Source organism: Paenibacillus xylanexedens, assembly GCF_007680605.1.
Lineage (GTDB): Bacteria > Bacillota > Bacilli > Paenibacillales > Paenibacillaceae > Paenibacillus > Paenibacillus xylanexedens_B.
This window is the reverse complement of sequence record NZ_VEIO01000001.1, coordinates 310,130-324,586: the sequence shown is the minus strand read 5'-3', so window position 1 is coordinate 324,586 and position 14,457 is coordinate 310,130. Positions and strand designations below refer to the sequence as shown.

The 14,457-nt window shown below is 46.0% G+C and carries 13 protein-coding genes; 2 read left to right on the top strand and 11 right to left on the bottom strand.

The window, feature by feature from the left end; genetic code table 11:
* Positions 1-247 precede the first annotated feature (247 nt).
* The 11 genes from FS818_RS01685 to FS818_RS01635 all read right to left on the bottom strand — a co-directional run bounded on the left by FS818_RS01685 (position 248) and on the right by FS818_RS01635 (position 12,989).
* On the bottom strand, positions 248-1,201 hold the full coding sequence (locus FS818_RS01685) for a 4-hydroxy-3-methylbut-2-enyl diphosphate reductase (RefSeq protein ID WP_145332713.1): 954 nt from the start codon (positions 1,199-1,201) through the stop codon (positions 248-250).
* A gap of 69 nt (positions 1,202-1,270) precedes the next feature.
* The gene (locus FS818_RS01680; RefSeq protein ID WP_145329018.1) at positions 1,271-2,731 is read right to left on the bottom strand and encodes a sensor histidine kinase; all 1,461 of its coding nucleotides are present in this window, start codon (positions 2,729-2,731) and stop codon (positions 1,271-1,273) included.
* A 1-nt stretch (position 2,732) separates the two neighbouring features.
* Positions 2,733-3,422 (bottom strand): response regulator transcription factor, encoded by a 690-nt coding sequence (locus FS818_RS01675; RefSeq protein WP_090919888.1) that lies wholly within the window; start codon positions 3,420-3,422, stop codon positions 2,733-2,735.
* A gap of 181 nt (positions 3,423-3,603) precedes the next feature.
* Positions 3,604-5,250 carry a S1C family serine protease gene (locus tag FS818_RS01670; RefSeq protein WP_145329016.1) on the bottom strand — a complete coding sequence of 549 codons (1,647 nt, stop codon included), beginning with the start codon at positions 5,248-5,250 and terminating at the stop codon, positions 3,604-3,606.
* Positions 5,251-5,399: 149 nt separating this feature from the next.
* On the bottom strand, positions 5,400-6,062 hold the full coding sequence (locus FS818_RS01665) for a response regulator (protein ID WP_145329014.1): 663 nt from the start codon (positions 6,060-6,062) through the stop codon (positions 5,400-5,402).
* Positions 6,059-7,096 (bottom strand): sensor histidine kinase, encoded by a 1,038-nt coding sequence (locus FS818_RS01660; RefSeq protein ID WP_145329012.1) that lies wholly within the window; start codon positions 7,094-7,096, stop codon positions 6,059-6,061. Before FS818_RS01660 ends, FS818_RS01665 begins: the two co-directional genes overlap by 4 nt.
* Before the next feature lie 3 nt (positions 7,097-7,099).
* Positions 7,100-8,149, bottom strand: coding sequence for a cell wall-active antibiotics response protein LiaF (gene liaF, locus FS818_RS01655; RefSeq protein ID WP_145329009.1), 1,050 nt, complete (start codon positions 8,147-8,149; stop codon positions 7,100-7,102).
* 258 nt (positions 8,150-8,407) lie between these two features.
* A complete protein-coding gene (locus FS818_RS01650) occupies positions 8,408-8,617 on the bottom strand; it encodes a hypothetical protein (protein WP_145329007.1) in 210 nt (69 codons plus the stop codon).
* Between the two features lie 112 nt (positions 8,618-8,729).
* Positions 8,730-9,242: a 3D domain-containing protein gene (locus FS818_RS29545; RefSeq protein ID WP_397351756.1), complete on the bottom strand. Its 513-nt coding sequence runs from the start codon at positions 9,240-9,242 to the stop codon at positions 8,730-8,732.
* A gap of 455 nt (positions 9,243-9,697) precedes the next feature.
* Positions 9,698-11,635, bottom strand: coding sequence for a threonine--tRNA ligase (gene thrS, locus FS818_RS01640; protein ID WP_145329005.1), 1,938 nt, complete (start codon positions 11,633-11,635; stop codon positions 9,698-9,700).
* Between the two features lie 409 nt (positions 11,636-12,044).
* On the bottom strand, positions 12,045-12,989 hold the full coding sequence (locus FS818_RS01635) for a putative sporulation protein YtxC (RefSeq protein ID WP_145329003.1): 945 nt from the start codon (positions 12,987-12,989) through the stop codon (positions 12,045-12,047).
* A 233-nt stretch (positions 12,990-13,222) separates the two neighbouring features.
* Here FS818_RS01635 and FS818_RS01630 point away from each other — a divergent pair, with 233 nt between their 5' ends.
* Both FS818_RS01630 and FS818_RS01625 read left to right on the top strand, forming a co-directional pair.
* The gene (locus FS818_RS01630; RefSeq protein ID WP_139168886.1) at positions 13,223-13,624 is read left to right on the top strand and encodes a hypothetical protein; all 402 of its coding nucleotides are present in this window, start codon (positions 13,223-13,225) and stop codon (positions 13,622-13,624) included.
* A gap of 337 nt (positions 13,625-13,961) precedes the next feature.
* Positions 13,962-14,456, top strand: a complete 495-nt coding sequence (locus tag FS818_RS01625) for a cation:proton antiporter regulatory subunit (protein ID WP_090919862.1) — start codon at positions 13,962-13,964, stop codon at positions 14,454-14,456.
* Position 14,457: the final 1 nt, after the last annotated feature.

Below are 14,457 nucleotides of genomic sequence, written 5' to 3'. Positions count from 1 at the left end.
TGCGTCTGATTTTCTTGTAGTCCGTATCAAAAAAATTCTGTCACGCTTAAACGCTTGTTCGCTTTTAAGCTTTTAATCACTAAAGCAAATATAACACAGTTTCTTCCTATCGTCAAGAAGTGATCACTATATCCGGTACTATCTACAAATAAAATATAAAATGTATGGACAAAAAAACATCCTGCTATATCACATCCAAATGAAACGAGGATCTGCACAGCAGGATGTTTCTTATTCACTTTTGTAACTATGTGGTACGTGTCTTCTCCCGAACCGGAGGCAATAGCTTGCTCATATTAACGGTACGTTTGATTTCCCACGTTTCCGGCTGATCATGCTCGTACTGCTCCAGATATTGAATAACTTCCTTGGTAATTGGTGTTGGTGTTGAGGCGCCTGACGTCACAGCCACTTTCTGCACACCTTTCAACCAATCTTGTTGAATTTCAGATACGTCTGATACACGATATGCCGTCACGCCCGCAATCTCCTCGGACACTTGTGCCAAACGATTGGAGTTATTGCTGCGTGGATCGCCTACAACAATAACAAGATCGGCCTGCCCGGCTTGCTCTGCTACCGCTTCTTGACGTACTTGTGTAGCGAGACATATTTCGTTATGAATTTCAGCACCCGGGAATTTCTCCAGCAACCGGCTCATGATGTGTTTGATGTCCCATTGACTCATTGTCGTCTGATTGGTAATCAAAATTTTCCCCGCAGGCACACGCAAGCCTTCAATCTCTTCTTCTTTCTCAATCAGATGAACACGGTCTGGGGCAACACCAATCGCACCTTCCGGTTCCGGGTGATTTTTCTTACCGATGTAAATAATATCATAACCTTCAGCCGTCTTCTCCCGAATCAGATCATGAGTCTTCGTCACATCTGGACATGTTGCATCCACCGTAGTCAGACCTTTCTCCCGAGCCAGCTTACGTACCTCCGGCGAGACACCGTGAGCCGTAAAAATGATCGTGCCACTCTCCACCTGATTCAAAATCTCCATCCGATTAGGACCGTCCAGTGTAATAATGCCCTCATCTTCAAAAGAATCTGTCACATGTTTGTTATGCACAATCATACCTAATATATAAATAGGCCGTGGTAAATCCAGGTTGCGTGCCGCCTGACGTGCAAGCACCATGGCATCTACAACTCCGTAACAATATCCCCGCGGCGAAATTCGCAGTACTTCCACTTGGTTGCCACCCGCTTTCTTTTCGGCTGTATGGGCCGATGTAATTGCAGTCTTCATCCTATTATACCTTTATTCGATAGGCGGGGCAAAGACTACAGGCAACCAGATGATAAAAGTGGTTCCTTCTCCTCGTCTCGTTACCACTTCAACCGACCCGTTATGTTCCTCAATGATCCATTTGGCAATGGATAATCCAAGTCCGATGCCCGGCGTCGCTCCGCGGGATTCGTCCGCACGGTAGAAACGGTCAAAAATAAACGGCACCTGATCCCGTTCCATACCGATCCCTGTATCGCTGATCCGTAATCCGACCTGTCCTTTGTATAACAGAGCATCCAGCGTAACCGAGCCCTCCGGGGTGTATTTAAAGGCATTTTCGATAAAAATAAACAAGACTTGTTGCAGATAATCTTTGCTTCCATTCACGTAGATGCCGTTCAGAATCGACAGATCCCCTGGAATCCAGTCAGCCTGTCGGTCCAGGAATTGGGCCCGGCGTGCCACTTCCTGCACCAGAATCTGCAGCGGAATGGGATTAAGCTCAATTTTCTGACCTGTATCCGCTCTGGCAAGCGATAACATGTCGCTGATCAGACGGCTCATACGTTTGCCTTCATCAGCCATATCCTCAATCGCTTCGAGAGACATCTGCTTGATCGTTTCTTCATCCAGATTCGGACGCTCATTCCCTTCTTGATTCCACAGCTTCTTCAGGAAATCGACATTCCCCCGAATCGTAGTCAGCGGTGTCCGCAACTCATGGGAAGCATCGGATACGAAACGCCGCTGTGCCGCGTTGGTCTCCTCTAGGCCGCGGAAGGACAACTCGGTACGCTCCAGCATGTTATTCACCGTTTCAATCAGACGGCCAATCTCATCCTTCGGCCCCGAATACTGAATACGTACACTAAGATCGTCTCCAGACTGAATCTGATTAGCCGCATCAATCACATTAACCAGCGGCCGCATAGACTTGCGGGCAAGAATCAAACCCGATGTAATCGCAAGCGCCATAGCTACAAGCCATCCAAACACCAGGATATTACGCAATGCCTCGAGCAAACGCTCCTGTGAACTGACATTAGCCCCTACTTGTAACAGTCCTCTGATCTCGTTCGTTCCCTGGAGAGATAACGCTTGCTGATTAACGAGAAAAGGAATGCCCTCCACGACCATTTTAGTAATCCCTATTTCCTCACGTATATTGTGAATCTTAGCAATCGGAAACGAAATTCTGGATTTAACTAAATTGTCCGAGCGCATATACGATCCACTCTGATAATCGACCAACTGAATATAGATTTGAGCTTCTTGAAGCTGACTCTCTGCAAAAAGCTCCAGGTCAAGCGTCTGTGATAACGGATTAACTCCGATCTGCTGGGTAATCTTCAAACTCTTTTCCCTTAACTGCTGTTCTACTTCGTTGTAGGTATTAAAATACACAAAAGCATAAATGACCACACCCCAAAAGATCAGCACGGCTGCCAGAATTCCCGAATACCATGCGGTTAGTCTTAACCGAATGGACATGCTACGAGTCACCTCTCAAAATATAGCCGGCTCCCCGGATCGTCTGAATGAGACGTTTGCCACCATGCTCTTCTGTTTTCTGTCTAAGCATCGCGATATAGACCTCTAGCACATTGGACTCGCCGCTATAGTCGTATCCCCATATTTTATCCATAATAAGGTCACGAGACAGTACCCGTCTCGGATTTTGCATAAACAGATTAAGTAATTCAAACTCTTTTGCTGTCAGTTCGAGACGTTTGCCATCCCGAAGCACTTCGCGTGAATCGTTATCCAGAATAATATCTTCATATACCAGGCGATTGTCTACAACGTTAGATATATCTGCTTTGCGACGCAGCAAAGCACGGACACGTGCGAGCAATTCTTCCAGTGCAAACGGCTTCACCAAATAATCATCAGCACCGGTATCCAGTCCAGTCACCCTGCTCTGAACCTCATCCTTGGCAGTAAGCATCAGTACAGGGACCTTACTACCTGCTTCTCTCAGTCTGCGGCATACCTCAAAGCCATCAATCTGCGGCATCATCACATCGAGCACTACGATATCCGGTTCCTTATCCATCAGCTTGCTTAGGCCTTCTGCTCCGTTAGAAGCTGTCTGTACCTCATATCCTTCAAATGCCAGGCCTCGGCGCAGCATAGACACAATTTTCTCGTCGTCATCTACAATTAAAATCGTTGATCGCATGGTCTTTCTCCTTTACCCTATCGTTGTATCCCCATTGTAACAGGCCAAAGCCCGATTCGCATCTTCTCCATAATCCATAATAGAGAAACTATGCAAAAACAGAACAGAAACATCGTGCAAAAAAACGGAAGGGCGTCAAACCCTTCCGTTCTTACCTTCATCTACTTCATCATGGCTGCAATTATTGTTGCTGTGTTTGTGTTGTATCGTAATCATACTTGTTTCCAATTTTCACTTTCACATCCATCTTCTTGCCGTCACGTACAACATTCAACGTAATCTCTCCGCCGACTTTCTGAGTCTTGATAAAGTCGATCAGATCCTGGCTTGTTGCTTTTGGAGTACCATTTACGCCGGTAATGATATCATACGGTCTCAGATCAGACTGATAAGCTGGCGACTGGTACACCGTGCTTGCAACAACAGAGCCTTCCGTAATATTTGTTCCCATTTGTTTAGCCACTTCCGGGGTGAGATTCATCAGAGAAGCACCGATAAACGGCACTGGTTCTTTCGGAACATCTTTGTTCTCTTTCAAATACTTCACCGCTTCAGAGATTACACTGGACGGGATTGCAAAACCGATACCCTGAGCATCCGCACTCACGGCCACGTTCATACCGATAACTTCTCCATTCAGATTCAGCAACGGACCACCCGAGTTACCCGGGTTAATCGAAGCATCTGTTTGCAACAAGTGGCTGTATTCACGTGTTTTACCTGTTTCTTGATCCGGAATGCTGATCGTACGTTCTTTGGCGCTAAGAACACCGGCAGTTACGGTATGTTCAAAACCTTCCGGGTTACCGATGGCTACAAGCCATTCACCAACTTGTGTGCTATTTGAGTTACCGAGCGGTGCTACAGGAAAATCTTTATCTCCGCTATTTTTCTCAATTTTCAACACGGCAAGGTCAAGATCAAAGCTGCTTCCAAGCAATTTAGCTTCATATGGCTTGCTATTGTTCTCAAGTGTTACCTGAATGACATCTGCACCTTGAACAACGTGCTGGTTCGTCAAAATATAACCTTCTTTATCAAAAATAAATCCGGAACCAATCCCCATAGGTACGAGTTGATTGTTAGCTTGAGGCTGTTGTTGACCTTGTTCTTGTTGTTGATTTCCGCTAGGTCCACCAAGTCCGCCACCAAAGAAATATTGATACAACGGATCGTTTGTATTCGCTCCACCTTGTCCGGAACCACGTGTGGACTGTTTCGCCAGCGTTTCAATTTTCACGACAGCCGGGCTCGCCTGTTTCACCACAGAGGATACATCCTCTTTCCCTGTTGGCAACAAGGACGCCGTCACATTGTTGCCTCCACCTGTGTTACTCGGTGTTTCCTGAGCAGATTCGGTTCCATTATTCGTAAGCGCGGCTTGTGGTGTAAACATGTTCGTTCTATCCGCTGTATACATCAGCACAGTAATGACTAGCATGCCGGCGATAAAGGAGAACAGAAGTGATCTTACAGAAGAACGAGGTCTGCGACTGTTATAGTTCCAGTTACCATTGTTGTTATTTCCATTCCCTTGGCCTCCGCCGTGACCTGAACCGCCACCACCAGAGATCCTACCCGTTTGACCGGAGGCGTCATTACTATGGTAAGAAGGCACAGGTTTTATTGGATCTGGTCTTGTGATCTCCACGTTTCCTTCTTGCCTTGGCCCGTTGCCACTAGCTGTATCTTCCTGACTCACGGACTGGAAAGGTCCGTAAGAATAATAATATGAGGAGTCATCATTCCCGGCAGGATTGCGATTTTCAGTTTGATTCGTTTCTTTTTCCTCATCTTGTCGATTTGATCTATAATTACGTTCGTCCATGCCTCTCTACCTCCCAATCTCTTATTTGCAAGAGATATTCTTTAACTGTCCTTATTTTGTACTTTGAACCTTAATCGTACCTTAAAAACAATTAAAAAGGAGATAAAAGCATGCAACATTTGCTGTTTTTTCCCGTCATAGCAACATTTTCAGCCTTGTTTCTTCACCCATCCTTGCCGATGTGCGTATATCGCCAGTTGCGTCCGATCATCCATTTCACATTTCATCAGCAAGTTACTTACATGTGTTTTAACAGTTTTAATACTGATATGTAATTCTTCTCCGATATCTTTGTTGGTTTTCCCTTCAGCAATAAGTAAAAGTACTTCCTTCTCCCGATCCGTAAGGCCGGACTCACTTTCCCTCGCCGTCCGCTGCCGGATTCCTCGCGTCAGCGCCTGTGACACATCTCCTGTCATCACAGGCATCCCTCGGTTAGCGCCTTGAAGAGCATAGATCAGTTCTTCGGCAGATACCGTTTTGAGCACATAACTTACTGCGCCTGCCTCAATCGCTTGAACAACGAGATCATCTTCCAGAAAACTGGTCAGCATGACGATCTTCATATTCGGAAATTCAGACATGATGGCTTGCGTAGCCTCAGCTCCGTTCATCACCGGCATCATCAGATCCATAAGAATCAGGTCCGGCATTTCCGAATCCTTCATCTGGCGCAGCTGATCGAGTGCATGCTGCCCGTTACCTGCTTCCGCCATCACATGGAACGTAGGCTCCAGCATGAGGTAAGTCTTCAAGCCCATTCGTACCATATCGTGGTCATCCACAATCATTACGTTTACTTTGCCATTCATTCTGTTTCCTCCTCAGACACGTTATCAAATTTCGGAATGAGTACTCGTACCGTCGTACCCGCCCCAGGCTTGGATATAATCTGGACTTGACCGCCCAGCTTCTCCGCGCGTTCTCGCATCGTGGACAACCCATATGAGCCCGGTCGCTCCGTCTGTTGCAGGAAACCTTGCCCGTCATCACTGATGCTCATGCTAATCTGATGCTCCGATTCTCGGATAGCCAGACTAACGAGCCCCGCTTCAGCATGTTTAACAACATTGGCTACGGCCTCCTGAATAATGAGAAACAGCTGGTGCTCAATGGCATCCGAGACTCCGCCATCCAACTCCAGCTCTTTCACGCCTTTTAAACCATTTTGCCGACAATAATCAGGGAACCAGCTGTCGAGTGCTGCTGCTAGGTCCCGCCCCTCCAATTCAATCGGCCTGAGTTGCGCGATCAATCCACGCATCTGGCGCTGTGCAATATGGGACATTTGAATTAACTGGTCGAGTACATTCCGACCATGCTCCGGGTTGATCTCAAGCAGACGTGGAAGGGATGAAGCAGACATGTGCATGGCGAATAGTTGCTGACTCACCGTGTCATGCAGATCCCTTGCCATACGTTTACGTTCTTCGATAACGGCAAGCTCAGAGGCCTGTTCCTTTTCAATAACCTCTTGCTCACCAAGCCGCTGGAGTAACCTCATTTTCTTTTCAATGGACTCCATCATCACATTAAATTCCTGATAGACCCGTCCAAAGGAAGCATCTTCCGCTTCAGGCATGCGAACGGCAAGATTTCCTTTAGATACTTTCAACATATTGAGATCGAGCAAATCAATTTTGCGCTGAAGCCGCAATGCGGCGATATATCCGGTGACCACAGTTCCTACAACGACAACTCCGATGTACGCCCATGCCCGGTTGCGATTATCCCCTGTAAGCACATCCCCATATAACAGGTAGAATCCACCGATTGTAATCAATCCTGTTAACACAAAATACGTCATCAGTTCCCACTTGTTTGCCTTAAGAATCGTTCGAATCATAGGTTAATCCACCTTGTTTACTTTGACATCGCCAATAAAAACACTGACAATAATGCGGAGCTTCTTACCGGCTTCATGGTAGTGCGGAGTTTCCTCCTGCGCATTTCCCAAAAAACCTCCACGTTTTGTACCCAGAAGCTTCATGTCTCCCAGAAAAGAGCTGCTGGTCAGTGAAATGCCCAGATCCATGTCTTCCGGAACAAAGATCTTAACATCGCCAATAAAATGCGAAATGACAATCTTAGTTTCTCCATATGAAATCTGGGCCTTGGTCAAATCAATAACGGTGTCGCCAATAAATGAAGAGATGTTCATCGGTTTCAGCGTAAACACTTCTTTGCCCATATGAAAGTCACCGATGAAAGTGGATTTATTAAATGTCTTGCCGTAACCTTCTTCATATCCATACTTATAGTTATGGGAATTAGCGTGGCCAAAGCCTCCAAATTTCTGATCATCCGAATGTGAATGGTAACTCTGATGAGACTGTCCGAACTTCCCACTGTCTTTTTTCAGATTCGGTCCCTCTTCGGAATGGAAGGATTGATGCTTACTCGAGGGTTGCTCTTGCTTGGGTTTGCCAAATGTCTTCTCGAACTCTTCATCAAACGAAGAGGGCATCTCCAAATCTTGAGGGGACAACGGCTTATATGGCTGCTCAGGCGGCGGAGGCGGTGTTTTGCTTCCATTTCCGTGAGGTTTCCGATCCCTATGACCGGGTCCAATTAATACATATAACCCGCCGCCGATCAGCAAAATTGGAACTAGATAACGAATGAATTCTCCCAGGGAATAACCAATCACGCCCAAGTTACGCGCAAGGAAGAATCCACCAATGGAAAGCACAACAACGGGCCCAATCGCAGCATATCCCCCATTACGGCGAATTTCCGTCAAGCCTTTCACTCCCCACCAGATCAAAAACACCGGCCAGTATGTTCTAAATATATATCCTATATCAATGTCATATCCCAGTTGTCTGAGCAAGATCAGTGCACCTATAGCGATAAGAGGTATACCAACCCACCAACGGTCTAGCGTAGATCGTTTCATCACTCATGTCTCCTTTGTCTTTATTCTATATCCAGTGTACCTTAGACATGCTAAGGTTAACAGCGCCGACAGGTGGAAATTGTCTCGGTCTTGAGACTGAGGCCTGAGGAGAATTATGTAAATTCTCATCATTTTCGAAAAGGAACATGAAATCGGGAACATGAAATGAAAACACCCCGGAGCAATCGCTCCAGGGTGTACGGATCATCATCGATTTTTTATTCATCTTGCATAGCTTAATGCTCGGACCATGGCAACTTACTTTTTCATTTTTCCTGCACGGCCGGTTTGACCTGTGTTTTCTACACCAAACTCGGCATTATATTTTTCATCAGGTGTTTGGAAATTGTCTTGTACTTTGTTTTGAGCGGCTTGCTTCACTTTAGAAGCTGCGCTTCCATTCTCCTGTCCAAATTCAGCATCGTACTTCTCGTTTGGCGTTTGGTAACCTTGGGATTTCTTTGCCACAACGAATCACCTCTCTCTTCATATTTACACTGCTTGTGGCAGTGCGGGGTTCGTCCCCAGTCAATATTATGTGAAGAGAGCCTTTTTGTTATTCAGGCATAACATTCCATCCTCAGATGGCTTTGTCCAGCCAGGAATCCGGTACAGTTTTGTAGACATCAATCGCTTTGGACAACTCCGCCAGCATCTGCTCCGTACATTTCCCTGCACCCTGCTTGATTACTTGCACTTCAACATCCTTTTTGCCCCATTCTTTGTACACCTGCTTGGTCGTCGGAAAATACAGATCGATCTTGTTGCCTTTAATGGCTGAACCCGTATCGGCAACGATACCGTAACCATAACCGGGTATATACAATATGGAACCCATCGGAAATAACTTCGGATCGGCTGCAATGGTAGATACGGTTTCCTTGTCCCGACGAACTTTTACGCCTGAATACGTAATACCGTATTGCGGATGTTTTGGCGTTTTACCTGTGGATTCGACTCCTGCTGTATATCCTGTTGCCGTCACCTTTTGGGTTTCCAAAATTTGTTCTAAACGCGGAGCAAGCACTGGCATAGCACGATCCGCAGGCTCAACCACTCGTTTGGCTGGTAATTCAGGTTTTGGCAACACCATTGGCTGTGGAGACCACATGAAAGCCATATACACGAGTGTAGTCAATTGAGCCTTGTCCGTGTATACGGATTCGAGTTGGTTTTGCTCGCCCGTCTGCCCGGATTTTAAATCACGAACCATACCGTGCTCGTCATTGTTATTTAATTGCTTGACATGTATTGCCGTGCTTTCCTCTTCAAATATATAGGCCTTGGCCTCATTGAAACTCATCAAAATCCCGGCAAATATGAAGCAGCACATGATGATGAACTTGTGGTTTTCATTGAATTTTAAAATATGCTTTTTCATGGTATAACCTCCCCCTCACTTGCAAAGGGTTACCAAAAAGCATCCATCCTATACCTTTTGTCAGACTATAAGTACAAAAAGAAACACAAAAACCGTCTGAGAACGATGGATTCAGCCATGTTCTCAGACGGTTTCGTTAGATTTATTTTACAACACAGGATGCTGAACTAGACTTGTCTTGATGCAATTTCTTCTTTCAACTGAGCAACAATCTCATCCACCAGCTTCATGCCCAGATCGCCCTCTCCGCGTTTACGTACGGATACCGATGCAGCATTTTTCTCATTCTCGCCCACAACGAACATGTAAGGCATTTTTTCCAGCTGTGCTTCACGGATTTTGTACCCCAGCTTCTCATTACGAAGATCTGCTTCTGCCGCGATTCCTGCACGTTTCAGCTTCGCTTCTACTTCACGCGCATACTCGTCGTAATTTCCTGATACCGGAATGACTTTGGCTTGTACTGGAGACAACCAAAGCGGGAATGCACCTGCAAAGTTCTCCAGCAAAAATGCAGTGAAACGCTCCATTGTACTGATTACGCCCCGGTGGATAACGACCGGACGATGCTTCTGTCCGTCATCACCAACGTATTCAAGCTCAAAACGTTCAGGGAGCAAGAAGTCCAGTTGAACGGTAGAAAGTGTTTCTTCTTTGCCCAGCGCAGTCTTGATCTGTACATCCAGCTTCGGACCGTAGAACGCCGCTTCGCCTTCAGCTTCATAGAACGGAAGATCAAGTTCTTCCACAACTTCACGCAGCATGCGTTGAGACATTTCCCACATCTCATCGTTCTGGAAGTATTTCTCGGTGTCTTGCGGATCACGGTAAGACAGACGGAAACGATATTCGTGAATGCCAAAGTCTTTATATACCGTTTGGATCAATTCGATAACACGGGCAAACTCTTCTTTGATCTGATCCGGACGTGCAAAGATGTGAGAATCATTCAGCGTCATCGCACGTACACGGTGCAGACCTGTCAACGCGCCTGACATTTCATAGCGATGCATCATGCCCAGTTCGGCAATACGGATCGGAAGATCGCGGTAGCTGTGCATATTGGATTTGTACACCATCATGTGGTGAGGACAGTTCATCGGACGAAGAACCAATTCTTCATTGTCCATGATCATTTTCGGGAACATGTCTTCCTGGTAGTGCTCCCAGTGACCGGATGTTTTGTACAGCTCTACGTTCCCCAATACAGGAGTGTAAACGTGCTGGTAGCCTAGGCTTTCTTCCAGATCAACGATGTAACGTTCCAGTGTACGACGCAATTTGGCACCGTTAGGCAACCAGATTGGCAGACCTTGACCCACCAGTTGCGAGAACGTGAACATTTCCAGCTCCTTACCGAGTTTACGATGGTCACGCTTGCGCGCTTCCTCCAGGAAGTGCAAGTGCTCGTCCAGCTGTGCTTTTTTCACAAAAGCAGTACCGTATACCCGTTGCAACATTTTGTTTTTGCTGTCCCCGCGCCAGTATGCACCCGCTACGTTCATCAGTTTGAACACTTTAATTTTGCTTGTAGATGGCACGTGTGGTCCACGGCACAAGTCGAAAAATTCGCCTTGCTCGTAGATCGTGATTACACTGTCCTCCGGTAAAGCATTGATTAATTCAAGTTTGTATGGGTCGCCGACTTCATTGAAAATGCTGATGGCTTCCGCACGGCTAACTTCTTTGCGCACGATAGGCAGATTTTCATTGACGATGCGTTCCATTTCTTTCTCGATCTTCTGTAAATCTTCCGGGTTGAGCGGATGTTCCAAATCCATGTCATAGTAGAATCCGTCCTCAATGACTGGCCCTACGCCCAGATGAACTTCTTTGTTACCGTACAGACGTTTTACCGCCTGAGCAAGCAAGTGAGCTGTACTGTGACGCATCACTTCAAGACCTTCCGGTGAATCCAGTGTTACGATCTCGACCAGAGCCCCTTCATGAATTGGAGTGGATAGATCCACCACGATGCCATCCAGTTTACCTGCTGCGGCATTTTTGCGAAGTCCACTGCTAATCGAAGCGGCTACATCTTCAATACTGCTCCCATCTGCGTACTCACGTATGGAACCGTCCGGTAATTTAATGTTTACTGCCATTTGTCTCATTCCTCCTGTAAAATAAACATCATCCATTTTCATTGTCCTGCAATGGACTGATCATCTATTGCGTATTTCCAGTTCGCTTTCGGATCAGCGAAAAAAAACGCAAAAAACACCCGTCCCGGTCAAGGGACGAGTGTTATGTCTCGTGGTTCCACCCTAATTCAGCTGATTGTTCCTGATACAGGAAAACAGCCCTCATTGGCATGTCGGTAACGGGCATGACCCGGCAAATCCTTACTCACAAAACCGCCATCCTTAACAAGGATTGGTTAACCGGTTTTATTTTCAAAATTGCAGCTCCAAAGGGGTAAACCATACGCGATATCCGGAGGAAATTTCAGCCCAGGTTCCTCTCTCTGCACCGATCAAACGTGTGATTCATGTCTTTGTCAACGCTTTTGTATCAACAGTTATTATAATTGCCCAGATCGCCTGCGTCAAGACTTGTCAGCAATCCTGAACGGAGCACTTCGCATTCGGGACATTGATGGCATATCTGCACCTTATCTTCGAAGATCTGGCATATCGTCGAGATGATGGGCAAATCGGGAGTGCTGGTGTGTAGCATGACTTTTTCGGGCGATATGGAAATAAGCGTACTCACGATCATATCCTCGATATCCATCTCCAGTTCCAGCCCCGGCATCTCCACAACCACTTGTTCATCTTTTTGCACAGGCAACAGATTCAGTCCCGCATCAAGCACCTGAAATTCATGTTTGCCCTTGTGGATCAGATGGATTAAAGGAACTTTAGCCTCCTGAAAAAATACAAAATACTTCAACAGTCCCATGAACTCTTCATATTGACGATCCATCCAGAACTCATCGAGTGCATATTCCACAAGCTCCTGCAATTCCTGCTTGTAGGCACGTATACGGAAATTCAGGATGCCTTCGAGATGGAAAAAATGGATGTCCTCCAAATCTTGCCTTAAACCTCTCGCTAATGTTGAGCGCCGGCGCTCCCGCAGACCCGGTTGATGCAAGTCACTATTCACGAGCAGCGGCATGCAGATGCGGTGAACCTTCTCAACTTCGTGTTCATCCATGACCGAGCATGATTTGGCAATAATATTCTCTACCATGCTTCGTTCCTGGGTTTCCATTATATAATCCGCAATACCAAGGGAAAGCAAATCACTGATTCGTGGCAACCACTGCTGGAAATCTTCGTGATTCTCATTGCCTCTGCACGTCCAAACTGCTCTGCCATCCTTATGTTTGAAGGTGAGCCGGAAGCCTCTTTTACTTATATGTAAACCTTTGATTTTTTCCTTAATGCATTGTTGAAAAAGGGCTGCCTCCTCTTGCCCCGACACATCGGTCCATACTGTAAACAGTTCCATAAGAATCACTCCTTTCCTTTCTCTTCAAAGTATATGGCAAGGCCCAAAGGGATATACGAAGCGGTTTGATGGAAAGGGTGTCATGATTTCTCAGCATAAAACGCGAGCAAACGTTTTTTGGCAAAGAAGAATAATAGAAGGTTTCGTGAACTATGAATGAATGGTTTGGAGATCACGCAAAAATGTGTTATTATTTTTATAACAGTATCTTCACGGAAGGGGGGAAGCCGAAAATGAGACAACATCCTAGACTGCTCCATCACATGATTATCATCATTTTATGCGTCTTTCAGGCGCTGTGCTTCCCGATTCCAATGCAGACAGAGTCTGCCGTTGGTGTATCCGTCGATGCCACTTCGAATAAAGAAGGGCTTGAAGTACTCTCTCAAATACCCGAGTCTCAGCAGAAACCTGTCATTCGCAAAAATCCGCAAGTGATGTCTAAGCTGGCTGCAGTTAAGCAAACCAAGCCTGTATTTCTTGTCCTCGCATTATTAATCGTGCTGCGAATTCCTACAGCAGGTCTGTCTTTTAAACCGTGGTATTGTCTGTTCAAGCGCAGATTATTTCTGTTGCCAATTAAATACACCAGTATGTATTTATCCCTCTCCCCAATGGCACCGAGATACGCCTGAGCTCGTAAAGAGCCTGTTTGCCGTATTCGTCAGGTTGCCAGAGCATGGAGTCACCTCTTCGCTATAGACGGTGTTCTCATGCATAACTTATAACCCATTATGTAAACGTTACTTTTGAAACATCTGGTTTGAACTTTATTTGTGATCGTTTATTTGTTGAACTTTATTTCACAAAACTGATCTTGATTACACATCATATATTCGGCTGTGTCAGGAATTACTGGCTCTGTTTCCCCGCACCATTTGATGTTCCGCCTGAGCAGCAGACGAACTGATTACGGGAAGAAAAAGCCTTCCTTCTATGGCCAGCCTCAATTACTAAGGAGGCATACTATCCATGGATGTACGCGAAACAGACTTGCCGGGAATCGGCAAAAAATTTCAAATCGAAACGAGCAGCGGTGATAAAATCGTCATTATTATTCACGATGATGGACGCCGTGAAATGTATCATTTTGAATATGATGACCCGGATCAAAGCATCTCTATGATCACCCTTGACGACAATGAGGCAAGACAGATTGCTGCCATCGTTGGCGGATTAACGTACAAACCGAAGCAACTTGAAAATATTGAAGTCACCTTTGACGATCTGATTATCGAATGGTACAAAATCGAAGCTTCATTCGGATGCATTGGCAAATCCATTGGTGAACTGAATGTACGTCAAAACTCTGGCGCAACGGTCATTGCCGTTGTGGAGAAAAATCATAAAAAACACATCAGCCCAGGTCCGGAGGTTGTGATTAGCGCAGAATCTACGGTAGTCGCCGTTGGCGAACGCAACCAGCAGAAGCTTTTCAAGTCCCTCCTCCTGACGGGAAGGGGGTAAC

Bases quoted from the DNA above. Each gene is read 5' to 3' on its own strand.
- FS818_RS01630 (WP_139168886.1), top strand. From the start codon at position 13,223: ATGAGACAACATCCTAGACTGCTCCATCACATGATTATCATCATTTTA.
- FS818_RS01635 (WP_145329003.1), bottom strand. From the start codon at position 12,989: ATGGAACTGTTTACAGTATGGACCGATGTGTCGGGGCAAGAGGAGGCA.
- liaF (WP_145329009.1), bottom strand. From the start codon at position 8,149: ATGAAACGATCTACGCTAGACCGTTGGTGGGTTGGTATACCTCTTATC.
- FS818_RS01675 (WP_090919888.1), bottom strand. From the start codon at position 3,422: ATGCGATCAACGATTTTAATTGTAGATGACGACGAGAAAATTGTGTCT.
- FS818_RS01665 (WP_145329014.1), bottom strand. From the start codon at position 6,062: ATGAATGGCAAAGTAAACGTAATGATTGTGGATGACCACGATATGGTA.
- FS818_RS01625 (WP_090919862.1), top strand. From the start codon at position 13,962: ATGGATGTACGCGAAACAGACTTGCCGGGAATCGGCAAAAAATTTCAA.
- FS818_RS01660 (WP_145329012.1), bottom strand. From the start codon at position 7,096: ATGATTCGAACGATTCTTAAGGCAAACAAGTGGGAACTGATGACGTAT.
- FS818_RS01670 (WP_145329016.1), bottom strand. From the start codon at position 5,250: ATGGACGAACGTAATTATAGATCAAATCGACAAGATGAGGAAAAAGAA.
- thrS (WP_145329005.1), bottom strand. From the start codon at position 11,635: ATGGCAGTAAACATTAAATTACCGGACGGTTCCATACGTGAGTACGCA.
- FS818_RS29545 (WP_397351756.1), bottom strand. From the start codon at position 9,242: ATGGTGTTGCCAAAACCTGAATTACCAGCCAAACGAGTGGTTGAGCCT.
- FS818_RS01680 (WP_145329018.1), bottom strand. From the start codon at position 2,731: ATGTCCATTCGGTTAAGACTAACCGCATGGTATTCGGGAATTCTGGCA.